Source organism: Micromonospora sp. C41 (assembly GCF_018070485.1).
GTDB classification, from domain to species: Bacteria; Actinomycetota; Actinomycetes; order Mycobacteriales; family Micromonosporaceae; genus Micromonospora; species Micromonospora chalcea.
The window spans coordinates 83,295-107,914 of the sequence record NZ_JAGPXP010000004.1 but is presented as its reverse complement, the minus strand read 5'-3'; the positions used below and the strand labels follow the sequence as shown (position 1 = coordinate 107,914).

General features: G+C 70.7%; 23 protein-coding genes. 7 read left to right on the top strand and 16 right to left on the bottom strand.

Annotated features, from left to right (window positions below; genetic code table 11):
- Nucleotides 1–7 precede the first annotated feature (7 nt).
- The 10 genes from KBX43_RS06295 to KBX43_RS06250 all read right to left on the bottom strand — a co-directional run bounded on the left by KBX43_RS06295 (nt 8) and on the right by KBX43_RS06250 (nt 6,714).
- Entirely contained in the window at nt 8–457 is a 450-nt protein-coding gene (locus tag KBX43_RS06295; protein ID WP_307851476.1) for an NUDIX domain-containing protein, read from the bottom strand.
- Between the two features lie 6 nt (nt 458–463).
- Nucleotides 464–1,183, bottom strand: coding sequence for a DinB family protein (locus tag KBX43_RS31360; RefSeq protein ID WP_210883689.1), 720 nt, complete (start codon nt 1,181–1,183; stop codon nt 464–466).
- Between the two features lie 143 nt (nt 1,184–1,326).
- On the bottom strand, nt 1,327–2,022 hold the full coding sequence (locus KBX43_RS06285; RefSeq protein ID WP_210883686.1) for an ABC transporter permease: 696 nt from the start codon (nt 2,020–2,022) through the stop codon (nt 1,327–1,329).
- On the bottom strand, nt 2,019–2,897 hold the full coding sequence (locus tag KBX43_RS06280; RefSeq protein ID WP_210883680.1) for an ATP-binding cassette domain-containing protein: 879 nt from the start codon (nt 2,895–2,897) through the stop codon (nt 2,019–2,021). Before KBX43_RS06280 ends, KBX43_RS06285 begins: the two co-directional genes overlap by 4 nt.
- Nucleotides 2,894–3,253, bottom strand: coding sequence for a GntR family transcriptional regulator (locus KBX43_RS06275; RefSeq protein ID WP_043328406.1), 360 nt, complete (start codon nt 3,251–3,253; stop codon nt 2,894–2,896). Before KBX43_RS06275 ends, KBX43_RS06280 begins: the two co-directional genes overlap by 4 nt.
- Before the next feature lie 504 nt (nt 3,254–3,757).
- The gene (locus tag KBX43_RS06270) at nt 3,758–4,252 is read right to left on the bottom strand and encodes a GNAT family N-acetyltransferase (RefSeq protein WP_209963165.1); all 495 of its coding nucleotides are present in this window, start codon (nt 4,250–4,252) and stop codon (nt 3,758–3,760) included.
- An 84-nt stretch (nt 4,253–4,336) separates the two neighbouring features.
- Complete coding sequence (locus KBX43_RS06265; protein WP_104115168.1) at nt 4,337–5,068, bottom strand: class I SAM-dependent methyltransferase; 732 nt, start codon at nt 5,066–5,068, stop codon at nt 4,337–4,339.
- A gap of 206 nt (nt 5,069–5,274) precedes the next feature.
- The gene (locus KBX43_RS06260; RefSeq protein ID WP_210883677.1) at nt 5,275–5,988 is read right to left on the bottom strand and encodes a vancomycin high temperature exclusion protein; all 714 of its coding nucleotides are present in this window, start codon (nt 5,986–5,988) and stop codon (nt 5,275–5,277) included.
- A 23-nt stretch (nt 5,989–6,011) separates the two neighbouring features.
- A complete protein-coding gene (locus KBX43_RS06255) occupies nt 6,012–6,374 on the bottom strand; it encodes a PH domain-containing protein (RefSeq protein WP_018784695.1) in 363 nt (120 codons plus the stop codon).
- A gap of 31 nt (nt 6,375–6,405) precedes the next feature.
- Nucleotides 6,406–6,714 carry a 4a-hydroxytetrahydrobiopterin dehydratase gene (locus KBX43_RS06250; protein WP_018784696.1) on the bottom strand — a complete coding sequence of 103 codons (309 nt, stop codon included), beginning with the start codon at nt 6,712–6,714 and terminating at the stop codon, nt 6,406–6,408.
- Between the two features lie 184 nt (nt 6,715–6,898).
- Here KBX43_RS06250 and KBX43_RS06245 point away from each other — a divergent pair, with 184 nt between their 5' ends.
- Nucleotides 6,899–7,342: a (deoxy)nucleoside triphosphate pyrophosphohydrolase gene (locus KBX43_RS06245; RefSeq protein ID WP_181373769.1), complete on the top strand. Its 444-nt coding sequence runs from the start codon at nt 6,899–6,901 to the stop codon at nt 7,340–7,342.
- 80 nt (nt 7,343–7,422) lie between these two features.
- On the opposite strand, the gene KBX43_RS06240 is transcribed toward KBX43_RS06245, so the two are convergent.
- The 5 genes from KBX43_RS06240 to KBX43_RS06220 all read right to left on the bottom strand — a co-directional run bounded on the left by KBX43_RS06240 (nt 7,423) and on the right by KBX43_RS06220 (nt 14,427).
- Nucleotides 7,423–8,532, bottom strand: coding sequence for a succinate dehydrogenase/fumarate reductase iron-sulfur subunit (locus KBX43_RS06240; RefSeq protein ID WP_043328414.1), 1,110 nt, complete (start codon nt 8,530–8,532; stop codon nt 7,423–7,425).
- Complete coding sequence (locus KBX43_RS06235; protein ID WP_043328415.1) at nt 8,522–10,444, bottom strand: fumarate reductase/succinate dehydrogenase flavoprotein subunit; 1,923 nt, start codon at nt 10,442–10,444, stop codon at nt 8,522–8,524. Before KBX43_RS06235 ends, KBX43_RS06240 begins: the two co-directional genes overlap by 11 nt.
- Nucleotides 10,445–10,454: 10 nt before the next feature.
- Nucleotides 10,455–11,276 (bottom strand): hypothetical protein, encoded by an 822-nt coding sequence (locus KBX43_RS06230; RefSeq protein WP_043328416.1) that lies wholly within the window; start codon nt 11,274–11,276, stop codon nt 10,455–10,457.
- Nucleotides 11,277–11,504: 228 nt separating this feature from the next.
- Complete coding sequence (locus tag KBX43_RS06225; protein WP_210883675.1) at nt 11,505–12,914, bottom strand: TldD/PmbA family protein; 1,410 nt, start codon at nt 12,912–12,914, stop codon at nt 11,505–11,507.
- Nucleotides 12,915–12,990: 76 nt separating this feature from the next.
- On the bottom strand, nt 12,991–14,427 hold the full coding sequence (locus tag KBX43_RS06220) for a TldD/PmbA family protein (RefSeq protein WP_043328418.1): 1,437 nt from the start codon (nt 14,425–14,427) through the stop codon (nt 12,991–12,993).
- A 144-nt stretch (nt 14,428–14,571) separates the two neighbouring features.
- On the opposite strand from KBX43_RS06220, the gene KBX43_RS06215 reads away from it, so the two are divergent.
- From KBX43_RS06215 to KBX43_RS06190, 6 genes are all read left to right on the top strand, one after another.
- The gene (locus KBX43_RS06215) at nt 14,572–16,203 is read left to right on the top strand and encodes a hypothetical protein (RefSeq protein WP_210883674.1); all 1,632 of its coding nucleotides are present in this window, start codon (nt 14,572–14,574) and stop codon (nt 16,201–16,203) included.
- 189 nt (nt 16,204–16,392) lie between these two features.
- Complete coding sequence (locus KBX43_RS06210) at nt 16,393–17,496, top strand: ABC transporter ATP-binding protein (protein ID WP_210883672.1); 1,104 nt, start codon at nt 16,393–16,395, stop codon at nt 17,494–17,496.
- Entirely contained in the window at nt 17,493–18,512 is a 1,020-nt protein-coding gene (locus KBX43_RS06205; protein ID WP_210883670.1) for an ABC transporter ATP-binding protein, read from the top strand. Before KBX43_RS06210 ends, KBX43_RS06205 begins: the two co-directional genes overlap by 4 nt.
- Nucleotides 18,509–19,513, top strand: a complete 1,005-nt coding sequence (locus KBX43_RS06200) for an ABC transporter permease (protein ID WP_064447917.1) — start codon at nt 18,509–18,511, stop codon at nt 19,511–19,513. Before KBX43_RS06205 ends, KBX43_RS06200 begins: the two co-directional genes overlap by 4 nt.
- Nucleotides 19,514–19,526: 13 nt before the next feature.
- On the top strand, nt 19,527–20,513 hold the full coding sequence (locus KBX43_RS06195) for an ABC transporter permease (protein WP_210883667.1): 987 nt from the start codon (nt 19,527–19,529) through the stop codon (nt 20,511–20,513).
- A 107-nt stretch (nt 20,514–20,620) separates the two neighbouring features.
- Nucleotides 20,621–22,366, top strand: coding sequence for an ABC transporter substrate-binding protein (locus tag KBX43_RS06190; RefSeq protein WP_043328427.1), 1,746 nt, complete (start codon nt 20,621–20,623; stop codon nt 22,364–22,366).
- A gap of 84 nt (nt 22,367–22,450) precedes the next feature.
- Here KBX43_RS06190 and KBX43_RS06185 read toward each other — a convergent pair whose 3' ends face one another.
- Nucleotides 22,451–24,595, bottom strand: a complete 2,145-nt coding sequence (locus KBX43_RS06185) for a prolyl oligopeptidase family serine peptidase (protein WP_043328429.1) — start codon at nt 24,593–24,595, stop codon at nt 22,451–22,453.
- Nucleotides 24,596–24,620: the final 25 nt, after the last annotated feature.

Genomic DNA, 24,620 nt, shown 5'->3' with positions numbered 1-24,620 from the left:
CTGGTGGTCAGGCGCGACGCTCGGCAAGGACCCTGCGGAACAGGGCGGGGTAGTCGGCATGAGCCAGCGGTAGCGCTCCGAGCGCGTCTTCGGTGAACCAGCCGATGGCTTCGTGTTCCTCCGGCGCGAGGTTGGCCGGATACCCCGTCCACGCTTCGACCAGCCAGATCCGCATGGAGAACGTGTCGGCGTGAATCTCGTGCACGGGCGGACCCGACGGCACCGCCACGTCGACGCCCAGTTCCTCTCGGAGCTCACGAGCAAGTGCGACACGGGGCGGTTCCCCGGGCTCGACGTGCCCGCCGGGCAGGTCCCAGACGTCGGGCAGCACACGACGCAGGGGAGAGCGGTGGCACAGGAGTATCCGGTTGCCGTCGCACAGCAACCCGGTGACGATGCGCGCATTGGGAGAGCCGTCCGCCGAGGCCTCCGATGCGGGGCCGGTCCACCTGGACACCGGACGCTACTCCTGCGCGTCCAGGTCGCGCACTGCGAAGCGGAGGTGTTCCCACTCCTCGTCGAAGATGACGTGGAGGCAGTGCAGGACCGGCTCCTCGTGTTCGGGTGACCACGCTGTCGGTCGAGGCTCGGCGAGCAGTTCCGGAGTGACGCCCGTGAGGAAGTCCCGCACCATGGCCTGCCGCTCGGCGCGCAGATCGAGCACCTGGGCGAGACTCGGCCGCGCCGCGGGGAAGATCGACATGTCGAGTCCGTCCGTCTCGTACTCGGCATGTGGCTGCCCGAGCGGATGGAAGGGCTGCGGCAGGCGCAGGATCGCCTTGCCGAGCCAGGCGTCGGTGGCGAACGCGAGGTGGCGCAGGGTCTGCGCGAACGACCACTCGCCGTCGATCGAGATGTCGGCGGCACCCTCGGGCATGGACACGACCCGGTCGACCGCGGCCGCCCAGGCTCGTTCGAGCGCAGCCCACGCCGCGCGCAGGCCGTCGGGATCCTCGGCACGCCTCAGCTCGCGCCCGGGGAACCGCCGGTTGAGTTCGGCCTCGACGAGCGGCACGACGTCGACACCGTTGACCAGCAGCGCGCCGTCGGTGAGCCACGGCGCGTCGATGTCGAGCCCGCGCACGTCGACGCCGCGCATCACCGCGCCGGCCAGCGTCGACCTGGTGAAGCGCGCGCCTTGCAGGTCCCTGTCCACGAACGTCGTGAGGTCACTCTGGTCCACGGCGCACCCCTCCCGTCGGCGATCGCGGCAATGCTAGCGAGCAGGTCCGACAACAGCTGTCGATGCGACCGAACCGGGGAGCTGCGGGTGGCGGCCGACGACCCGCATCGCGCGGATCGTCGGCCGACCATCCGTGCCCGCCGTCAGGCGTTGGCCCGGCGGATGGCCGCCATCCCCCCGAGGGCGGCCACCGCGGCGATCAGGGCAGGCCACCCCACCAGCAGGCTGACCTGGTGCTGGCTGCTCAGCCACTGCCAGATGTCACCGAACCATCCCTGCCAGGTGATCAACGCGACGAGCAGGCCGGTCACCAGGATCAGGGCCGCGCCGGCCCCGAACAGGCCGTTCATGCCGAACCGGACGTACCAGACGGCGACGAAGACGGAGACGAAGTTCAGGAACAGGAACGGCGCCGCGTAGACGGCGATCTGCAGCAGCCCGTTGTCGACGTCGACGTACGGGATCCGGAAGAACCGCAGCTCGATCCCGAAGCCGCCCGTGGCGCCCTCGATCAGGTTGAGCAGGTAGAGCAGGATGCCGTAGACGACCGCCTGCACCACGTTGACGAGCACCGTGGCGAGGTAGAAGGTGCGCCGGGTGACGCCCATGCCGAGCGCGAACGGGAACACCTGGCTGATCGAGGTGGCGGCGACGATCGAGCAGACGATGTAGATACTGGCCAGACCGCCCGTGGTGTTCTTGCCCGGCGCGGCCTCGTCGATCGAGGCGAAGATCAGCAGGTTGACGCCGAGCGAGATGGCCATGATGCCCCATGGCCAGGCCAACTGGCTGACCCAGGCGATGGTGTGCACCCGGGCGACGTCGAGGATACGAGTCATCGCGCGTTCGTCCTTTCCGTCGTCAGGCGCACCACGGCCTGTTGGAGCGACACCGGCGCCAGGTCGATGCCGAGCTTCTTGGCGCGCGTCCGTTCGGCGTCGTCGAACGACCCGCGCAGCGACGCGCGGACCGCGCCGCCGAGTTGCTCACGATGCAGCGCCCGGTGCGCGGCGGCGAACTCGTCCACCGCAGCGGCCGGGCCGGACGCCTCCACCACCTCGCCGCGCAGCTCGTCGCTGGGCGCGTCGAGCAGCAGCTTTCCGCGGTCGAGCAGCAGTACGTGCTCGATCAGTTCGGCCACCTCGTCGATGAGGTGCGTGGAGAGCACGACGGTGCGCGGGTTCTCGGCGTAGTCGGCGAGCAGCCGGTCGTAGAAGAGTTGCCGGGCGACCGCGTCGAGACCGAGGTACGGCTCGTCGAAGAAGGTCAGCGGCGCGCGTGCGGCCAGGCCGATCGTCACGCCCAGCGCGGACAGCATGCCGCGGGACAGTTTGCGTACCTTGCGCTTGCGCGGCAGGTCGAAGTCGTCCACCAGGGACTGCGCGAAGTCCTCGTCCCAGTTGGGGAACAGCCGCTTGGCCAGGCTCAGCACGTGCCGGACCTGGTACGCGGTCGGGTACGTCTGACTCTCCTTGATGAAGACCACCCGCGACAGCACCCGCTCGTTCTCGTACGGCCGCTCACCGAAGAGCATGAGGTCGCCGCTGGTGCCGCTGTTCTGGCCGGTGATCAGCTGCATCAGCGTCGTCTTGCCGGCGCCGTTGCGGCCGAGAAGCCCATAGATCTTGTCGCCCGTCAACGTGAAGGTGACGTCATCGAGAGCGGTCACCTCGCCGAACCGCTTCGTGAGTCCGGCTGCCGCCACGACGCTCATCGCTGTTCCTCCCCTGTGTCGATGAGCTTCTTCAGCTCCTCGGTGCCGATGCCCAACTTGCGTGCCTCCTCGATGAGGGGCCGCACGTACTGGTCGGAGAACTCGCGCCGGCGGCGTTCCCGGAGTGTTTCGACGGCGCCCGTTGCCACGAACATTCCGATCCCCCTGCGCTTGTAGAGAAGCCCGTCATCGACCAGGCGGTTGATCCCCTTGGCGGCGGTCGCCGGGTTGATCCGGTGGAACGCCGCAAGCTCGTTCGTCGACGGCACCTGGGTCTCCTCCGCGTACGTCCCGTCGATGATCGAGTTTTCGATCATCTCCGCGATCTGGACGAAGATCGGCCGGCCGTCATCCATCCTGGTTCTTTGGTTCATTACTCATGTAACTAACCTTGGCGCTCGCGGGCCGGGGCGTCAAGTCTTCTTCGGGTACGCGCGGCCGATTACGGCTCGATCGAGTTCGCGCCGTGACACTGACGATCGACGAGAGCACCCGCCAGGTACGGCAGTCCGTCTGCGGCTGTTGCGACACCGCCGCGGAGCGGACCTGGGCCGACATGCATGCTGACGACGCGTCACCTTCGGCTGCCGGGTCGGGCCGGTGGCCGGCTCGCCGGGGCCGGCCGCGACGCTCGTCAACGGCGGTGAGGTCGCGGGGGACAGCCCGATCTTCGGCCGCAAGCTCCCCGAGTTCCGGCAGATGGTTGACCTGATCCTGGAGCGTGTCCTGCCGCGACCTCACCCGGTGATCAAGGGGTTTACGTCTCCCGGACCGCGCCGACCGGACACAAACTCCTTGATCACCAGGCGGACCGGGGCGGGCCCGGGCCGGGGCGGGCGGGGCGGGCGGGGCGGGGAGCGTCAGGTGACGTGCGGGCTGCGGCGTTCGATCAGGGTCACGTCGCGCCAGGTGCCGTAGTGGCGGCCCACCCGCTCGCGGGTGCCGACGACGCGGAAGCCGCACGTCGCGTGCAGCGCGAGACTCGCCGTGTTCTCCGGGAACACGCCGGACTGGATGGTCCAGATCCCGGCCGCCTCGGTCGAGGCGATCAGCGCCTCCAGCAGCGCCCGGCCGACCCCGCGCCCGCGCCCCCGCGGGTGCACGTAGACGGAGTGCTCGACCACACCGGCGTAGACGCAGCGGTCGGAGACAGCGGAGCAGGCCACCCAGCCGAGCACGTCGCCTGCCTCGTCGAGCGCCACCCAGCGGTGGCCGGGCAGCCGGGTGGCGGTGAACCGCGCCCAGTCCGGCGGCTCGGTCTCGAACGTGGCGTTGCCCTCGGCGATGCCCAGACGGTAGATCTCCAGTACGGCGTCGGCGTGCGAGTCGTCCATCGCGACGACGGTGACAGTCATCGGTTCCCCCTGTCCGGACCGGCGGTCGTCAGCGTAGTCGCGCGTCGAGGGGCCGGTACGATGCCCGGCCCCTCGACGTGAGCGCTACCGCCGCCGGTAGACGGAGATGTGCGAGCGGCTGTCCGCGTCGAACGGCGACCGGTCCCAGTCGGCGTACCGCTCGGTGAGCCGCAGCCCGGCCCGCTCCGCCAGCTCGTCGACCTGCTCCGGCCAGGCGTAGCGCATGGCGAACGGCTTCAGGTGCACGCCGGAGGCGTCGAACGTGACGGTCTGCCGCACGAAAGTCTGCGCCGCGCGGTCGTACCGGTGCACGCGGATGGTGGCCGAGTCCTCGGTCACCTCCCGCACCTGGACCTGCTCGTCCCGGTCGAAGTCCGCCGGGTCGGGCACGAACGTCTCGATGACGAACGCCCCGCCGGGCGCGAGCACCCGGGCGACGTTGCGGAAGCACGCCGCCTGGCGTTCCTCGGAGACCAGGTTGAACAGCGTGTTGAACACCAGGAAGACCAGACGGTACGGCCCGGCGACCGGGACGTCCGCCATGTCGCCGATGGTCACGGGCAGGTCCGCGCCGCCCGGCTTGGCGCGCAGGTGCGCGACCATCTCCGGGGACGCCTCGACGCCCTCCACGGTCAGACCGCGGGCGGCCAGCGGCAGGGCCACCCGGCCGGTGCCGACCGCCAGTTCGAGCACCGGGCCGCCCTCGGCCAGCGGTGCGAGGAAGTCGACGGCCGGGGCCGGGTCGGGATTGCCGGGGCCGTCGTAGGTGTCGGCCCAGAGCCGGCCGAACAAGCCGGGATCGTCGAAGACGGACATCACACGCCCTCCCGCCGGGCGGAAGGGACAGGACGCGGCGCGAGGTCAGCGACCTCCGCCGGAATGGGGTACGGAAACACGAAGCCTCGTTTCGGCAAGGGTGACGACGGGTCGGTTGGGCTTCGCAGCGTGTGGCATGGCGGTGCTCCCTCCGGTCGGCTTCGAGGGGTCCAGCAGACCAGCAGCCGACCGGGGCGACAACCGGATTACGCCCGCAGCGCGTCGTCCACACCGGTCTCCCGGCGGCCGAGGTGCACCGGGTCACGCCCGCTGAGCACGTCCACGGCGGCCTTGAGGCAGGCGGCGTGCTCCCGGGTGGAGCTGATCCGCCACTGACCGGCGTACCGGCGGGCGGTGTCGTCGCCGACGCCGACGGTGTCGATGCCGGCGTCCCGGCAGAGCGCCACCGCGCGCGGCAGGTGGAACGACTGGGTGACCACAGTGGCCCGCCGGACCCCGAAGACGCGATGCGCGCGCACGCACGAGTCGTACGTGTCGAAGCCGGCATGGTCCAGCACCGTCTTCTCCGCCGGGACGCCCCGCTCGACGAGCCAGCGCCGCATCGCGTCCGGCTCGTCGTAGTCCCAGTCCATGTGGTCGCCGGAGAGCAGGAGCACCTTGACCTTGCCGGCGGCGTACAACTGGCGGGCGATCTCCAGCCGGCCGGCGAGGAACGGCGCCGGGGTGCCGTCCGGGTCCACCTTGGTGCCCAGCACCAGCGCGACCGGCGTCTCGGGCACGTCCGCGGCGCCGAACAGGCGACCCTCGGCGGCGCCGCGGACCCAGGTCACGCTGGCGATCGTGGCGGCGCCCAGCAGCACCACGGCGGCCGTGGCGAGCACCAGGAGCCGGCGGACCAGGCGTACGGCCCGGCCGTGGTCGCCCCGCCAGGCCCGCCAGCGCGCCGTCAGCCCTCGCATGGCGGCGATTGTGCCAGTGCGGGTCAGGAGATGTGGTGCAGGATCACGTTGTGCACGTGGTGGCTCTTCTCCGCGCCCCGGAACTCGACCTCGTAGGTGTGCGTGCCGACGTGCACGGCGATCGACCCGGTGGAGAAGAACGAGCCACCCCAGGACTTGTTGCTCACCACGCTCACGCTGGTGATCTTCGAGTACGGGATGCTGGTGATGGCGTACCGCTTGCCGACGAAGGAGCGGTCCTGGATGATCACCCGCCGGTCGGTCAGGCCGATGAAGCCGGTGCCGGTGCCCACCGCGTCGTAGACGGCGATGATCTGCTCACCGGGCAGCAGCCCGCTCTGGATCTGCTGGAACTGTTCCTTGCGGTCGTACGTGGGGCCAGACATGCATCTGAGGGTAGGCGGGGCGCGCCAGCGCTCAGGGCTCGGTGACCGCGCGGACCGCGTCCTCGATGCGCGCCGCGAGCAGCACCTCACCCTCGGTGAGTGGCTCGCCGTCGCCGTGGCCCAGGCGGATCTGGGTACGATCGGCCCGGCGGCTGATCTCCGGCCGCAGCCGCAGCGCGTCGGCGACCACCGCCACCCGTTCGGTGAGCGCGGCGTGCTGGGTGTCGTCGAGGACGATCGTGCGGCGGATCTGTTCGCCCTCGCGCGTCCATCCCGACAGCAGGGCCAGTGCGTCGCTGAGGTAGTCGTGCTTCGCACGGCCGCTGAACAGCACGCGCATCACCGCACCTCCCAGGCGTCGTTGCCGGCTTGTGGCCAAATCGTCGCCATCCCGTGTCCCAGTCGACGCTCTCTAGTCTCTCGCCACTCAGATGGTGTGTCCACGCCCACACTTCCGTGTTCTGCTGACCTGACGGCCGACGCAGCTACCCAAACCGCCGATTGATCTGGCACGCTGGTGGCCCGTGCGGACCGAACGGATTAGCGGGGGCGGACACGCCGACCGGCGGGAGCCGAGGGTGGTCGTCGGGGCCGCGATCATCGAGGGCGGCCGGGTGCTGGCGTGCGAGCGCTCCGCGCCCCCCGAGGTGGCGGGCCGGTGGGAGTTCCCCGGCGGGAAGGTCGAGCCGGGTGAGGCCGAGACCGACGCGCTGGCCCGCGAGTGCGCCGAGGAGCTGGGCGTACGGGTGGCTGTCGGCGCCCGCGTCGGCCGTGACGTACGGATGGCGCACGGCCGGTCCGTGCTGCGCGTCTACGCCGCCCGCCTGCTGCACGGCGACCAGCCGAAGGCCCTGGAGCACGCGGAGCTGCGCTGGCTCTCCGCCGCCGAGCTGGACAGCGTCGACTGGCTTCCGGCCGACGTGCCGATCGTGGCCGCGTTGCGTCCGCTGCTCGCCGCGTCCGACTGAGGCTCCGGACCGGACAGGCGGGCCGAAACGGGACGGGGGCCGGCGGCGTGTGCCGCTGGCCCCCGTCGTCGTGCTGTCGTTCAGTGCTTCGGCTCGTCCTGCTGCGGGTGGGCGAAGTTGAGGTGCTCCGGGGGCAGCGGGAACGTCACGTCGTCGCCGAACGGCGACGGCGCGGCGGCCCGGTTGAACGTCAGTTCGGTCAGCGGCAGCTTGCCGTTGGCGTCCACCGCCGGGGCGGTCGGGTGCGGCACCTCGCGGTGCCAGTTGACGCCCTGCTGGGCCTGACGCTCGGCGGCGCTGTCGTGCGAGCCGCCCGCGTGCGAGTGCACCCCGCCGTGCGAGTGCGTTCCGCCGGAGTGCGCGTGCGCCCCGCCGTGCGCCCCTCCGGACGTGACGGCACCGCTGGAATGCCCGCTGGTCGCGCTGGTCTGAGGCACCTGACCCCTCCGGAAGATCTTGTTACCGAGCCACACAAGGGGATCGTACCTGCGGTCGACGACCCGTTCCTTCATGGGGATGATCCCGTTGTCGGTGATCTTGATGTGCTCGGGGCAGACCTCGGTGCAGCACTTGGTGATGTTGCAGAAGCCGAGTCCCATGTCGGACTGCGCGTACTCCCGGCGGTCGGTACGCGCGTCCAGCGGGTGCATGTCCAGCTCGGCCGCCCGGATGAAGAACCGGGGGCCGGAGAACGCCGGCTTGTTCTCCTCGTGGTCCCGGATCACGTGGCAGACGTTCTGGCACAGGAAGCACTCGATGCACTTGCGGAACTCCTGCGAGCGCTCCACGTCGACCTGCTGCATCCGGTAGTCGCCGGGCGCCACGTCGGCCGGCGGCGCGAACGCCGGGGTCTCCCGGGCCTTCTCGTAGTTGAACGAGACGTCGGTGACCAGGTCCCGGATCACCGGGAACGTGCGCAGCGGGGTGACCGTGACGGTCTCCGACTCCTCGAACGTCGACATCCGGGTCATGCAGCCCAGCCGCGGCTTGCCGTTGATCTCCATGGAGCAGGAGCCGCACTTGCCGGCCTTGCAGTTCCACCGGCACGCCAGGTCCGGCGCCTCGGTGGCCTGCAGCCGGTGGATCACGTCGAGGACCACCTCGCCCTCGTTCACCTCGACCGTGTAGTCCTTCAGGTCGCCGCCGGTCTCGTCGCCCCGCCAGATGCGGAACTGGCGCTTACTTCCCATCAGTGTTCGCCTCCTCGGTGAGGGCGTCGAACTCGGCGAGTTCCTCGTCGGTCAGGTACTTGGCCAGCTCGGCCCGGTCGAACAGCCCGATCAGCTCCGGCCGCATCTTCGGCAGCGGCTTGTGGGTCAGCCGGACCGCGTCCCCGTCCAGCGAGCAGACCAGGTTGACCCGCCGCCACTTCGGGTCCATCGCCGGGTAGTCCTCCCGGGTGTGCCCGCCGCGCGACTCCTGCCGCTCCAGCGCCGCCATCGCGGTGCACTCCGAGACCACGAGCATGTTGCGCAGGTCCAGCGCCAGGTGCCAGCCCGGGTTGTAGCGCCGGCCGCCGACCGCGCTCACCTTCGCCACCCGCTCCCGCAGCTCGGCCAGCCGGCGCATGGCGTCCGCGAGCTCGCCCTCGCGCCGGATGATGCCGACCAGGTCGCCCATCACCGCCTGGAGGTCCTGCTGGAGCTGGTACGGGCTCTCGCCGGTGTCGCGCTGCAACGGCGCCAGCGCCGTCTCCACGGCGGCCTCCACCGCCGCCACCGACACCGCCGGGCGGCTGGTGAGCTGATCGGTGTACGTGGCGGCGTGCCCGCCCGCGCGCTTGCCGAAGACCAGCAGGTCGGACAGGGAGTTGCCGCCGAGCCGGTTGGAGCCGTGCATGCCGCCGGACACCTCACCGGCGGCGTAGAGCCCGCGCACCGTGCCGTACGCCGCGCCGGAGTCCGGGTCGACCTCGACGCCGCCCATCACGTAGTGACAGGTCGGGCCGACCTCCATCGGCTCCTTGGTGATGTCGACGTCGGCCAGCTCCTTGAACTGGTGGTACATCGACGGGAGGCGGCGGCGGATCTCCTCGGCCGACTTGCGGGAGGCGATGTCCAGGTAGACGCCGCCGGCCGGCGTACCCCGGCCCTCCTTGACCTCGCTGTTGATCGCGCGGGCGACCTCGTCACGGGGCAGCAGCTCCGGCGGACGCCGGTTGTTGTCCGGGTCGGTGTACCAGCGGTCCGCCTCCTCCTCGGTCTCCGCGTACTGCTTGCGGAACACGTCCGGGACGTAGTCGAACATGAACCGCTTGCCCTCGGAGTTCTTCAGCACCCCGCCGTCGCCGCGCACCGACTCGGTGACCAGGATGCCCTTCACCGAGGGCGGCCAGACCATGCCGGTCGGGTGGAACTGGAGGAACTCCATGTTGATCAGCGTCGCCCCGGCGCGCAGCGCCAGCGCGTGGCCGTCCCCGGTGTACTCCCAGGAGTTCGAGGTGACCTTGTAGGACCGTCCGACGCCGCCGGTGGCGAGCACCACGGCGGGCGCCTCGAAGAGGATGAACTCGCCGGACTCGCGGTAGTAGCCGAACGCGCCGGCGACGCGGTCGCCGTCGAGCAGCAACTCGGTGATCGTGGTCTCGGAGAAGACCCGGATCCGCGCGTCGTAGCTGCCGAACTCCTGCTTGTCCTCCTGCTGGAGCGAGACGATCTTCTGCTGGAGCGTACGGATCAGCTCCAGGCCGGTCCGGTCGCCGACGTGCGCCAGGCGCGGGTACTCGTGGCCGCCGAAGTTGCGCTGCGAGATCTTCCCGTCCTTGGTGCGGTCGAACAGCGCGCCGTACGTCTCCAGCTCCCAGATCCGCTGCGGAGCCTCCTTGGCGTGCAGCTCGGCCATCCGGAAGTTGTTCAGGAACTTGCCGCCGCGCATGGTGTCCCGGAAGTGCACCTGCCAGTTGTCCCGCGAGTTCACGTTGCCCATCGCGGCGGCGGCGCCGCCCTCGGCCATCACCGTGTGCGCCTTGCCGAACAGCGACTTCGAGATGATCGCGGTCTTCTTGCCGGCCAGCCGGGCCTCGATCGCCGCGCGCAGGCCGGCGCCGCCGGCCCCGATCACGACGACGTCGTAGTGGTGTCGTTCGATTCGCGTCTCAGTCATGTCCAGGCTCTCAGTTGATGAACCGCAGGTCGTTGATCCAGCCGGCGGCGACCGCCATCACGTAGAAGTCGGTGAGCGCCAGGGTGCCCAGGGTGATCCAGGCGAGCTGCATGTGCCGGACGTTCAACCAGGACACCCCGGTCCACGCCTTGTAGCGCATCGGGTGCTTGGAGAAGTGCTTGAGCCGCCCGCCGATGATGTGGCGGCAGGAGTGGCAGGAGATCGTGTACGCCCACAGCATCACCACGTTGCCGACCAGGATGATGTTGCCCAGGCCGAAGCCGAAGCCGTCGGGGGAGTGGAAGGCCAGGATCGCGTCCCAGGTGTTGATCAGCGAGATGATCGCGGCGGCGTAGAAGAAGTAGCGGTGCAGGTTCTGCCCGAGCAGCGGGAACCGCGTCTCACCGCTGTACGACTGGTGACCGTCCGGCACCGCGCAGGCCGGCGGCGACAGCCAGAACGACCGGTAGTACGCCTTGCGGTAGTAGTAGCAGGTCAGCCGGAACAGCAGCAGGAACGGCAGGGTGAGCGCCGCGTCCGGGATGATCCACCAGCCGGGCAGGAACTGGCCGAAGTGCGAGGAGCCCTCGACACAGCGGTCGGTGACGCAGGGGGAGTAGAACGGTGTCAGGTAGTGGTACTGCTCCACCCAGTACCACTTGTGCATGAAGACCCGGACCGTCGCGTAGATGACCCACGCGCTGAGCCCGACCACGGTGATCAGCGGAGCGAACCACCACCGGTCGGTCCGCAACGTCTTCGCCGCGATGGCGGCGCGCGCCCGCCCTCCCCGCGGCTGCGATCTCGGCGTCTTGGCCGACGTAGTTGTCATTCGAGTCATCTCCCTGACGTCACTGTCACGTCTTGCGCACGCACGAGGCCACACCGGCGAACCGGTGCGGCTAAGTGACACACGTTACGCCGATCTTCACGGCCCGGCCGCGCAACGCAGTGTCCCGTGTGTCCCGCAGCTTGGAAAGAGTCAGTTCATGATCAATGTGGCGGGTCGGTCGAACGGTGCGCCGACCGGCGCCGCGGATGCGCCCGGCGACGCGCCGGATCACCCGGACGCGCCGCCGGTGAAGTGCCAGGAGGACAGCCGCAGCGTCGGCGCCTCGTACCAGGACCCGTCGACCCGGCCCGGCTGCCGGACCGGCGCCCGGCCCAGGCCCAGCACCCGCCCCGGCCCCAGCGCCCGCGGGTACGACTCGGTGAACCGGAAGTCGCGCACCGCCCGGGTCGGGACGCCGTCCTCGACCAGCCACACCCCGTTGCGCGTCAGCCCGGTGACCACCAGCTGCTTCGGGTCCAGCACCCGCGTGTACCAGAAGTCGCTCACCAGCAGCCCGCGCCGCATCCCGGCCACCAGCGCGGCGGTGTCCGGGTCGCCCACCGCCCCGGTGACGCCCGCGCTCACCGGCCCGGCCGCGACTGTCGCGTCCGCGTCGGCGACACCCGGATCCGCCAGCAGGCGGATGTTGTGCGGGATCGGCCCGAACGTCGCGCTACCCGGCATGCCGTGGCCGGTCGACCCGCTGCCCGCCTCCGCGCCGCCGCGCCTGTCGTACGCCACCGCCCCGGTGATGCCGCCCTCGACCAGCGGCAACGCCCGCCGCGGCGTGCCCTCCAGGTCGAACGGCACAGTACCGGCGTGCAGCGGGTCGTCCACCAGCGTCACCAGCGGGTCGAACTGGGCGGTGCCCGGCTCGGCGAACGACTGCCGTTCGGCGTACCGCTTGCCGTTGAAGCCGAACCAGGCGAGGTTCTGCAGCAGGTCGGCGACGGCAGCCGGTTCGAGCACCACCTCGTAGTGCCCGGGCGGCAGCTCGACCGGGTCGGCCGCGGCCCGTGCCTTCGCCGCCGCGTGCGCGCCGAGCGCCGCGCCGTCGAGGTCGGCGAGCCGGTCGGCGCAGAGCCGCGCCACCCCGTCCGCGGCGCCGGCGCGGGCGATGCCGTCCATGGCCGCCTCGGCCGCGCTTCCGGCCGCCGTGTGCCCGGCCGAGTTGGCGAACGCCCCCGACCGGTACGCGGTGCGGCAGTAGCCGGCCGCCTCCAGCCCGTCGACCGCGTCCACGAACGCGCGTACCCGCTCGGCCCGCTCGCCGGGCGAGGCGAACGCGGTGGCCTCGTCGGTGGCCGGGCCGGACGGCACGGGCGTCGGCGCGGTCAGTCCCGGCCAGGCCGGGTCGGGCGGCGCGAGCCGGGCCGCGGCCCGGGTCCGCTCGACCAGGGCGGCCAGCCCGTCGGCGTCGACCCGGCTGCCGCTGCCGGTCGCGGTCCGCCCGTCCACGTGCAACCGCAGGTGTACGGAGACACCGGTCTCGGACACGTTCTGATGGATGAAGGAGTTGGCGAACCGGGTCAGGGCCAGGTCGGTGCGGGTCACCAGCACCTCGGCCTCGGCACCCGGACCGGCCGTACGCCGGACCAGGTCCACCACCCCGGCGGCGATCCCCAGTTCGGCGCTCATGCCGGCACTCCGCTTCGCTCCGTGCCGTCATGAGGCACTGTCGCCCTGAGCCTGCTGATTCGCTCGCTGCGCTCGCTCATGCCCGCACCCCCACCCGGACGCCGCGGAACCGGGCCGGCGCGGCCGGATGGCCGGTGTGCCCGACCTGGCCGGGCTGCCCCTTCCCGCAGTTGGGCGTGCCCCAGGCGACCGTCTCCGAGGAGAGCATGTCCATCGAGCGCCAGAAGACCGGCCCGATGCCGGTGTACGTCGGGTTGCGCAGCATCCGCCCCCGGCGGCCGTTCTTGACCTCCCAGCCGACCTCGCAGCCGAACTGGAAGTTGAGCCGCTTGTCGTCGATCGACCAGGACCTGTTGATGTCCATCAGCACCCCGTCGTCGGTGGCCGCGATGATCTCGTCCAGCGTGTGCGGGCCGGGCTCCAGGCCCACGTTCGTCATCCGCACCATCGGCAGCCGGGCCCAGCCGTCGGCCCGTACGCTGCCGCCGTAGTCCAGGCCGGCGACGGCGGCCGAGTCCCGGCCGGCGAGCACCCCGACCCACCGCCCCTCGCGGACCGCGTCCCGGGCCACGGCGGGGGAGCCCTCGTCGTCGTAGCCGAAGCTGCCCAGCGCCCCGGGGATGGTCGGGTCGATGGTCACGTTCATCAGCTCGGAGCCGTACCGCAGCGAGCCGAGGCGGGCCAGGTCGAGCCAGGACGTGCCGGCGAACGCCGCCTCCCAGCCGAGGATGCGGTCCAGCTCGATGGCGTGCCCGACCGACTCGTGGATCTGCAGCGCGAGCTGCTCGCCGCCGAGGATCAGGTCGGTCTCGCCGGCCGGGCAGAGCGGCGCGGTGAGCAGCTCGCGGGACTCCTCGGCGATCCGGGCGGCGTGCGCGGCCAGGTCCAGCGAGGTGACCAGCTCCCAGCCGGTCGTGCCGTACTGCCCGCGGTAGCTCGGGTAGGACCGGCGCTGCGTCTCGCCGTCGCCGATCGACGTGGCCGAGATGCCGCCGCCGCACTCCCGGATGTGCTGGTCGATCCGGTGGCCCTCGCTGGAGACGAACCATTTCGTGGTGTCCCAGATCTGGTAGAGCCCTTCGGCCAGGTCGGCGCCGTGCTCGCGCATCGTCGCGGTGGCGCGGACCAGCAGGTCGCCCTTGTCCGACAGCGGCACCCCGAGCGGGTCGACGGCGCACTCCGAGGCCCAGCTCGCCACCGCCGCCTCGGAAGGCACCAGGTCGATCGGCGGGCCGGGAACCCGCGCGCTCGCGGTGGCGATCGCCGCGGCGCGCCGGCCGGCGTCGCGGGCCGCCGCGTCGGACAGATCGGGTACGGCGTGGAAGCCCCACCCCGAACCGACGAGCGCGCGTACGCCCAGCCCGATGCTCTCGTCCTGGCTCAGCTCCTCGATGTCGCCGTTGCGCGCAGACATCGACTCGTAGCGGCGGTGCATGACCCGGGCGTCGGCGTAGCGGGCGCCCGCGTCCAGGGCGGCTTGGACGGCAGCGGTCGCCGCGTCGAACTCGCTCATGCGCCCGACCCTAGGCCAGCGCACCGACATCCGTCAGGGGACGACGTCATCCGACCGGCTCCGAGGCGGGCTGTGGCGAAATCGATGCCGACCTGCGCGTGAACGGGACAACCCGAGTCGCCGGACGCTGATAAGAAATGGTCCATGTCTGCCACTTCCGCGCACCGACTACTCCGCGGTGCGTTGACGCTCGTCGTCATGGTCGCCGCAACCATGTTCGGTGCCACTGCCGCCCACGCCGCGGCCCCGCGACTCAAGCTCACCGCCCTCGCCTTCGCCAACGACACGGTCGACGCCACCGGCGACTACGCCAGCAACAAGCTCACCTGGACGGTCACCAACACCGACCCGGAGGCCGGCTCCATCTTCGGCACCGTCACCATGCGCATGCGCAGCACCGTCACCGGTGAACTGGTCGGTCACGACCTGGTCGCGCGCTACGCGTACCAGGAGACCTGCTGCGGTGACGGTGTGTACGAGTCGGGCACGCCGCAGGAGTCCACCTACTCCTTCGACCTTCCGGTGCGGGCCTACTCCGACGCGGACACCGCGATCTGGGAGGTCACGAAGGTCACCATCGGTTCCCAGGGCACCACCGCCACGGTCTCGGGCACCCGCCTCCAGGCGTTCGGTTACCGGTTCACGGCCCGGACGCTGATCGACTCGTCGGGGCCGAGCGCCGACTCCATCTCGCTGAGCTCCCCGGTGCGCCGTCCCTACTTCTACGTGGGGAACGGCGCGGCTACTGTGACCTACGACTTCACGGTGCAGGACGGGCAGTCCGGCTTCTGGAAGGGCACCATCCGGCTGGCCGGTCCGGGCGGCGCGAGCGTCACCACCGCCTTCACCTGGGAGCGGGACGAGTACAGCACCGGGCTGCGATGCGGCCGGGTCACCGGCGGCCAGCAGGACGGCATCTACATGCCGTGTGTGCTCGACGTGACCGTGCCCGCGGATGCCGCCACCGGCAACTGGCGGGTTGCCGCGTTGGTGCTGCGCAACAACGCCGGCGGGACGACCACCTACAAGAACCCGACCGCGCCGTCCGTCACCACGACGACCAACTCGACGGTACGGGCCAGCGACTTCGCGATCGAGCCGAACCCGGTGGACAACTGGCGTGACTCGGTGATGACCGACATCACCATGGTCGTGACCGACACCCGCAAGGGTCTGTCGACAGTGCAGCTCGATCTCGTCGGCGGCTGCCAGCAGTGGGGTCTCCCGACCACCAGGGCGGACGGTCGTGTCGCCGTCAAGGTCATGGTGTATCAGCAGACCGCGCAGTGTGAGGTCGAGGGCTTGGCGGTGATCGACGGTGCCGGCAACGTCGCGCTCTACGGAAGCATGTACGGCGCGCCGGATCCGGATCTGACGATCACGCGGGTGCCGAGCACCGAGCCGCCGACGGCCCGCAGCGCCAGCCTCGACCCGTCCTCACTGCCGGTGAGCGAGGTGGGGCAGACCTCGATCAAGCTCACCATCGACGCCGATGTGAAGGTCGCACCGATCACCGGCGTGAGCGTCTACGTGTACGACGTCAACGGCGAGGTGGTGTCGCAGTCGGGTGGGGGTAGCAGCCAGGCCCCCGACGGGACGCTTACCGCGTGGCTCTACCTTCCGTGGTGGCAGGATCTGCCCGCCGGGGCGTACACGGTGGGCTTCGAGCTGAGCGACGCCGCCCGGAACAGCACCGCGTGGAACATGCCGGATCGCTCGGACAGCCGCACGCTTCCCGGCGGCCCGGTGGTCCTCACCCTCACCGCCGCAGGCTGATATCTCCCGGTGGGCGGGCCGAGCCCCGCCCACCGGGAGCGCGGGTGGTGGGTCTGGCTCTGCGGCAGGATCGGCGGACCAGAAACCATGTCGTTACGCTACGGCCGCTGACAGACCGCTCGATGTAGCTTATTTTCGCCTCCTGGGTTTTCCTGTAGGTTCTCTTCATCACCGAAGGGGAGGCGGTCAATGGGCAGGTCGGAGGCGGTGCCGTCCGGGGAGCCGGACCGCCCGGAGGTGCCGGAGCAGCGCTCCGGCGACGGGCCCTATCTCCAGGTCCGGGATCTGCGGGTGCGGTTCGACACCGAGGACGGTGTCGTCAAGGCCGTGGACGGGGTGTCGTTCGCCGTCGAGCGGGGCCGCACGCTGGGGATCGTGGGGGAGTCCGGTTCCGGTAAGAGCGTGACGTCGCTGGCGATCCTGGGTCTGCACAACGCGAAGCGGACGACCATTTCCGGGGAGATCTCCGTCGGTGGGCGTCAGTTGGTCGGGCTGCGTGAGGAGGAGATTCGTCGGTTGCGGGGCCGGGACATGGCGATGATCTTTCAGGATCCGTTGTCGGCGTTGCATCCGTACTACTCGGTGGGGCGGCAGATCGCGGAGGCGTACCGGGTGCATCATCCGAGGGCCGGGCGGCGGGAGGCCCGGACGCGGGCGGTGGACATGCTGGGCCGGGTGGGGATTCCGCAGCCGGCGAAGCGGTTCGATCAGTTTCCGCACGAGTTCTCGGGTGGGATGCGGCAGCGGGCGATGATCGCGATGGCGCTGGTGAACGATCCGGAGCTGTTGATCGCGGATGAGCCGACGACGGCGCTTGATGTGACGGTGCAGGCGCAGATCCTGGACCTGCTGGCGGATCTGCAGGCGGAGTTCCGGTCGGCGATCATTCTGATCACGCATGACCTGGGTGTGGTGTCTCAGGTGGCTGATGACGTGTTGGTGATGTACGCGGGTCGGGCGGTGGAGCACGGGAGTGTGGAGCGGGTGTTGCGGGCGCCGCAGCATCCGTACACGTGGGGGTTGTTGTCGAGTGTGCCGTCGTTGCACGGTGACGCGGATGCGGACCTGGTGCCGATCCCGGGTAACCCGCCGTCTCTGATCAATCTGCCGTCGGGGTGCGCGTTCCATCCGCGCTGCCGGTGGGCCGGCGTGAACGGTGACCGGTCCCGCACCGAGGTGCCCGAGCTGCGGGAGGCCGGCGTGCCGGGTCACCTGGTCGCCTGTCACCTGCCGGCGGGTGACCGGGAGCGGATCTACCGCAACGAGGTCGCGCAGGTGGGGGTGGCCCGATGAGCGCCGAGACCGAACCGCTGCTGTCGGTGCGAGGACTGACCAAGCACTTCCCGGTGCGGCAGGGGCTGCGCGCGCGGGGTGCGGTGCGTGCTGTCGACGGGTTGGACTTCGATGTGCGGCCGGGCGAGACGCTCGGCCTGGTGGGGGAGTCCGGGTGTGGGAAGACCACGACCGGGCGGATGCTGGTGCGTCTGCTGGAACCCACGGCCGGGACGATCGAGTTCGCGGGACGGGACATCACCCACGGCGGGCGGCGTGAGCTGCGCGCGTTGCGGCAGGACCTGCAGATCATCTTTCAGGACCCGTACGCCTCGCTGAACCCCCGTCACACGGTCGGGCGGATCGTGGCCATGCCGTTGCAGGTCAACCGGATCACCCCACCGGGCGGCGTGAAGAAACGCGTCCAGGAACTCCTCGAACTCGTCGGGCTGAATCCGGAGCACTACAACAGGTACCCGCACGAGTTCTCCGGCGGGCAGCGCCAGCGCATCGGCATCGCCCGCGCCCTCGCGCTGAAACCCAAGCTCATCGTCGCCGACGAACCCGTCTCGGCGCTGGACGTGTCGATCCAGGCGCAGGTCATCAACCTGCTCCGCGACCTGCAACGCGACCTGGACCTGGCGTTCGTGTTCATCGCCCACGACCTCGCCGTCATCCGCCACTTCTGCCACCGCGTCGCTGTCATGTATCTCGGCAAGATCGTCGAGATCGGCGATCGCGACGACATCTACACCCGGCCGCAGCACCCCTACACCCGCGCCCTGCTCTCCGCGATCCCCGACGTCTCCACGCTCGGGCCCGCCGGCCGGATCCGCCTCACCGGCGACGTCCCCACCCCACTCAACCCGCCATCGGGCTGCCGCTTCCGCACCCGCTGCTGGAAAGCCACCGACCACTGCGCCACCGAAGAACCGGCGCTGACCACCCGGGACGGCGGGCAGCTCACCGCCTGCCACTACCCGGAGAGCGGACCGGTCGGCATGCCGACCGGCGAACCCGTGGAGGTGTCGAAATGAGCCTGTCGCCGGTCGAGGGCGCGGCGCTCGCCGAGATCGAGTCCTCCGATCAGGAGCCGGACGAGAAGAAGCGGCTGGTCGGCCGCTCACCGGGCCAGCTCGTCTGGGCCCGGCTGCGGCGCGACCGTACCGCAATGGTCAGCGGTGTCGTGCTGGCCCTGTTCATCCTGGCGGCGGTGGCCGCGCCGCTGATCCAGCGGCTGTACGGCGTGTCGCCGAACCAGCAGTTCGGTGACCTGTTGGACGCCACCGGCATGCCGCTGGGCTACGTGGGCGGCGTCAGCGGTGACCACTGGTTCGGGCTGGAACCGGGCCTGGGCCGGGACATCTTCATCCGGATGATCTACGGCATCCGGACGTCGCTGCTGATCGCGCTCGGCGCCGCGCTGGTCACCACGACCATCGGCGTGGTGCTCGGGATCGTCGCCGGCTTCCTGGGCGGCGTGGTCGACTCGGTGATCAGCTGGATCACCGACGTCGCGCTGGCGTTGCCGTTCCTCATCTTCGCGCTGGCCGTGGTGCCGACGTTCTCGCTGCGCTTCTACGGCCCCCGGGACGCGGTGCCGACGTGGTTCGCGGTGACCACGCTGATCGTGGTCTTCGCCGCGTTCGGCTGGACCGGCACGGCCCGGCTCGTCCGGGGCCAGGTGGTGTCGCTGCGCGAACGGGAGTTCGTGGAGGCGGCGCGGGCCAGCGGCGCCGGGCTCGGGCACATGCTGTTCCGGCAGTTGCTGCCGAACATCTGGGCCCCGATCCTGGTGGCGTTCTCGCTCGCCGTGCCGTCGTACGTCACGGGCGAGGCGGCGCTGTCCTTCCTCGGCGTCGGGCTGCCCGAGTCGGTGCCGAGCTTCGGCCGGATGATCTACCGCAGCATCGACTACCTGCAGACCGACCCGGCGTACGTCTTCTTCCCCGGCATCACCATCTTCGCGCTCGTGCTGGCGTTCAACCTCTTCGGCGACGCGCTGCGCGACGCGCTCGACCCGAAGTCGTCACGGTAGGGGGTTCGACGACATGGTGCGGTTTCTGCTGAAGCGGCTGCTGCTCGCGGTCTCGGTGCTGCTCGCGGTGAGCATCGTCAGTTTCCTCATGTTCTTCGCGCTGCCCCGCGACCCGGTGACCGGCATGTGCCCGAAGAACTGCAACGCCGAGCGGCTGGAGCGGGTACGCACGGAGCTGGGGCTCAACGACCCGAAGCCGACGCAGTACGTCAACTACATGAAGGGCATCTTCGTCGGCCGTGACCTGGGCAGCGCGCAGGGCGGCAAGTGCGAGGCGCCGTGCCTCGGCTACTCGTACGTCAACAGCGAGGCGGTGACCGACACGTTCGCCCGGGTGCTGCCGGTGACGCTGAACATCGTGCTCCCGGCGGCGGTGCTCTGGCTGGCGCTCGGCGTGGGGCTCGGGATGATCTCCGCGCTGCGGCGGGGGTCGCTGCTCGACCGCATCTCGATCGGGTTGACGCTGACGTTCGCCTCGCTGCAGCTCTACTTCGTCGGCGCCGTGCTGCTGCTGGTCTTCGTGTACTCGCTGAAGATCCTGCCGACACCCCGCTACGTGCCGTTCCTGGAGAACCCGATCGAATGGGCGCGTGGCCTGGTGCTGGCGTGGGTGACGCTCGCGCTGCTCTTCTCCGCGATCTACGCGCGGCTGTCCCGGGCGCAGATGCTGGAGACGCTCTCCGAGGACTTCGTGCGGACCGCGCGGGCCAAGGGCGTGGCGAAACGCAATGTGTACGGACGGCACGTGCTGCGCGCCGCGATCACGCCGATCGTGACGATCGCCGGGCTCGACGTGGGCGCGGCACTGGGCGGCACCGTCATCACCGAGACGACGTTCGGCATCCAGGGGCTGGGGCGTACGGCGGTGGAGGCGGTACGCCAGGGCGACCTGCCGACCATCATGGCCACCGTCCTGGTGTCGGCGCTGTTCGTGGTGGTGGCGAACATCGTGGTCGACCTGCTGTACGCGTTCATCGATCCACGGGTGCGTCTGGGCTGATCCGGGCGTCGCCGGTGGTCGATCGTTGTGCCCCCGTTATCTGCTCGAAATTTACCGCGAGTGAAAGCTAGGCGAAGCTTTCCTTCATCGGACCCGAGGAGTTGAGTATGCGAGCAAGACTCGCCACCGCCGTGGGCGGTGCGATGGCACTGGTGGTCGCCCTCAGTGCGTGCAGCAAGAACACCGGCGACAACGGCGACACCGCGGACACGAACAAGCCCCGCAGCGGCGCCATCGCGACCGACCCGAAGGACTCGCTCGGCCCGGCGGCCGAGGTGCCCGGCGCGGCCAAGGGCGGAACCTTCTACATCCTGCGCGAGAGCAAGATCTCCCACCTGGACCCGCAGCGGGTCTACTCGTTCGCCGGCCTGATGGGCAGCCAGCTCTACGCCCGGTTCCTCACCACCTTCAAGGACGACGGCAAGGGCAACGTCACGCTGGTCGGCGACCTCGCCGAGACGCCCGGCAAGAACGTGAACAACGACTGCAAGGTCTGGGAGTTCACGATCAAGGAGGGCGTCAAGTTCGAGGACGGCCGCCCGATCACCTCCAAGGAGATCGCGTACGGCATCGCCCGCTCGTTCGACCCGGACCTGACCGGCGGCCCCACCTACCTGCAGGAGTGGCTGGCCGACAGCCCGCAGTACGACACCAAGTGGGACTTCAAGAAGAACAAGACCTCGCTGCCGCCCGGCCTGACCACGCCGGACCCGCGCACGCTGCGCTTCGAGTTCAACAAGCCCCGCTGCGACCTGCCGTTCGCGGTGTCGCTGCCGGCCACCGCGCCGCTGCCGCCGGACAAGGACACCGGCGTCAACCTGGACAACATGCCGTTCTCGTCCGGGCCGTACCGGTTCACCAAGATCCAGCCCGGCGTGGAGATGGTGCTGGAGCGCAACACGAACTGGGACCCGGCCACCGACCCGGTGCGGCACGCGTACCCGGACAAGTTCGTCTGGTCGCTCGGCTCGGACAACACCACCCAGACCAACCGCGTCCTCGCCGGCACCGGCAACGACGCGGCGGCGGTCGCCACCGGTGGCGTGCCGCCCGAGCTGATCGCGAAGGTGACCGGCGACCCGGCGCTCAAGGCGCGGATGATCGTCGCGGCGACGCCCAACGCCTATCGGCTGAGCATCAACACCACCCGGGTCACCGACCTGTCCGTGCGGCAGGCGATCAACTACGCGATCGACCGCAGCAGCATCACCAAGAACCTCGGCGGCCCGTACGGCGCGGTGCCGCTGACCACGCTGCTGCCCCCGACCACGCTCGGGTACAAGAAGTTCGACGCGTACCCGGCCGGTGAGAGCGGCGACCCGGCGAAGGCGAAGGAGACGCTGGGCGGCAAGTCGGTGAACCTGGTGCTCGGCACCTCCGACGACACCGCCTCGCAGGAGACCGCCACCCAGGTCAAGAACGCGCTGGAGAAGGCCGGCTTCACGGTCACCGTCAAGCCGATCCCCGAGGACGGCTACCTCGACTTCGTGAAGAAGAAGAGCAACCCCTGGGACCTGTGGGTCGACTCGTGGGCGGCCGACTGGCCCAGCGGCGCCTCGATCCTGCCGGTGCTCTTCGACGGCCGCAGCCTCAAGGCCGAGGGCAACAGCAACACGTCCCAGCTCAACAACGAGGCGATCAACGCCGAGTTCGACCGGGTGCTGGCCCTCGACCCGGCCAAGCAGGCCGAGGAGTGGAGCAAGCTGGACGAGAAGCTGATGAAGGAGTCCGCGCCGGCGGTGCCGCTCTACAACGAGGTGGTCTCCGTGGCGCACGGCGAGAAGGCCGGTGGCATCTTCATCGGCAGCATCTTCGGCTGGCCCAGCTTCGTCAACGCGTACGTCAAGCAGTAGCTCTGCAAGGAAGGGCCCCTTGTTAACGCGCGGCGTTAATAGGGGGCCCTTCCTCTACCGCAGGCGTTAACAGGGGGCCCTTCCTTACAAGTAGCGGCGGAGGAAGTCCAGCTCCAGCCGGAGCAGGCGCTCGGACACCCCGCCCGCGGCCAGGTGGCTCGCCCCGGTCAGCGGCAGCACCGCGTGCGGGCGGCCCGTCGCCAGCAGCGCCGCGGACAGCCGCAGCGTGTGCGCGGCCAGCACGTTGTCGTCGGCCAGGCCGTGCACCAGCAGCATCGGCCGGGCCTGCGCCGGGTCGCCGAGCGGCTCGGCGGCCAGCTCGACCAGCGAGTGGTGGGCGTAGACGTCCATGCCGTCGTCGGGCATGCCGAGGTAGCGCTCGCTGTACGCGGTGTCGTACAGCGCCCAGTCGGTGACCGGCGCGCCGACGATCGCGCACTTGAACAACTCCGGATGGCGCAGCACCGCCAGCCCGGCCAGCCAGCCGCCGAACGACCAGCCGCGCACCGCCACCCGTTCCAGGTCCAGGTCGGGGTGCTTGTCGGCGAGCGCGGTGAGCGCGTCCACCTGGTCGGTGAGGATCACGTCGGCGACCCGGCGGTGGATCGCCTTCTCGAACGAAGGCGCGATGCCGGGGGTGCCCCGGTTGTCGATGGTGACCACCGCGAAGCCCTGCTCGGCCCACCACTGCCGCTCCAGCCAGACGCTGCGGGCCGCCACCACCTCCTGGTGGCCGGGGCCGCCGTAGATGTCCAGCAGCACCGGCAGCCGGGTGCCCTTGACGTGCTCGGCCGGGTAGAGCACCGCGCTTGGTAGCCGCCGGTCGGTGACCCGGACCATCGTCGGCCGCGGCGCGTACGAGCAGGTGGCGGCCAGCGAGCGCAGCTCACCCACCTCGCGGTCGCCGTGCCAGACCCGCCAGCGCACGCCGGGGTGCTCCAGCGACGCGATGCCCACCGCCAGCGTGGAGCCGCCGATCGAGGCGGTGTGCCAGCCGGGGTCGCTGCCCATCCGGCGGGCGTCCATGCCGCCGCCGATGGTGGTCCGCACCCGGTAGAGGTGGCGCTGGCTCGGCTCACCCTCACTCGCCTCGACCAGCAGGTCCGCGGTCGTGCCCGGGCCGTTCGGCAGCCGCCCGACCACCCGCCGCACGTACAGCGAGGGCGGGGTGAGCAGCGTGCCGTCGGCGAACAGGCAGCGTGCGTCGTACCCGTCGTGGGCCAGCTCGCCGCCGACCAGCACCCGCCCGTCGGGCAGGTGGGCGGGGGTGCCGGGGATCGGTTCCACCCAGCGCGGGTCGGCCAGCTCGGCGTGCACCTGCGTCTCCCCGGTGCGCGGGTCCACCGCCAGCACCAGGCCGTGCTGCTGCGAGCGGCGCAGCACCGTGATCAGCGGCCCGCCGTCGGACCAGTCCGCCGAGCTCAGGTAGGGGTAGGTCTCCCGGTCCCAGTGCACGTCGACCCAGCCGCCGTCGAGGTCGAGCAGGTGCAGGCTGACCTCCGCGTTCGGGCCACCCGCGACGGGGTACGCCAGCGACGTCGGCGGGCTCGCCGGGTCGGCCGGGTCGTGCAGGTACCAGCGTTCCAGCCGGGACTCGTCGACCCGGGCGGCCAGCACGCTGCGCCCGTCCGGCGCCCACCAGTAGCCGCGGTAGCGGTCGAACTCCTCGGCGGCGATGTGCTCGGCCAGCCCCCAGGTCACGCCGCTGTCCTCACCGGCGAGCAGGTTGTCGGTACCGTCCGGCTCCACCACCCGCAGCTGGCCCCGGCGTACGCCCTCGGCGGCGTCGGTGACGTAGGCCAGCCGCTCGCCGGTCGGGTCGGGCCGGGGGTCGATCACCGGCCCGCCGGTGGCCACCTCGACCACGTCGCCGTGCACCAGGTCGGCCCGGAACAGCCGCCCGGCCAGCGCGAACGCGGCCACCCGGCCGGCGGCGTCCAGGGCGTACGAGCCGATGCCGCCGGAGCTGAGCCGCAGCCGCTCGCGCAGCGCCCGCTCACCCGGGGACAGGCGGGCCGGATCGGCGTCCGCGCCCAGCAGCACCGCCGGGTCGGCGACCAGGCGTTCCTCGCCGCTGTCGATGTCGAGCAGCCAGAGCGCGTCGGCCGGGTCCTCCGGTCCCGCGGAGCGCAGGAAGACGACCCGGGCGCCGTCGCCGGAGACGGTGACGGCGCGCGGCGCCCCGTGGCTGAACCGACGGGTACGGGCGGCCAGCTCGGGAAAGTCCACGCCTGCAGCGTAGGCGCGCGCCGGA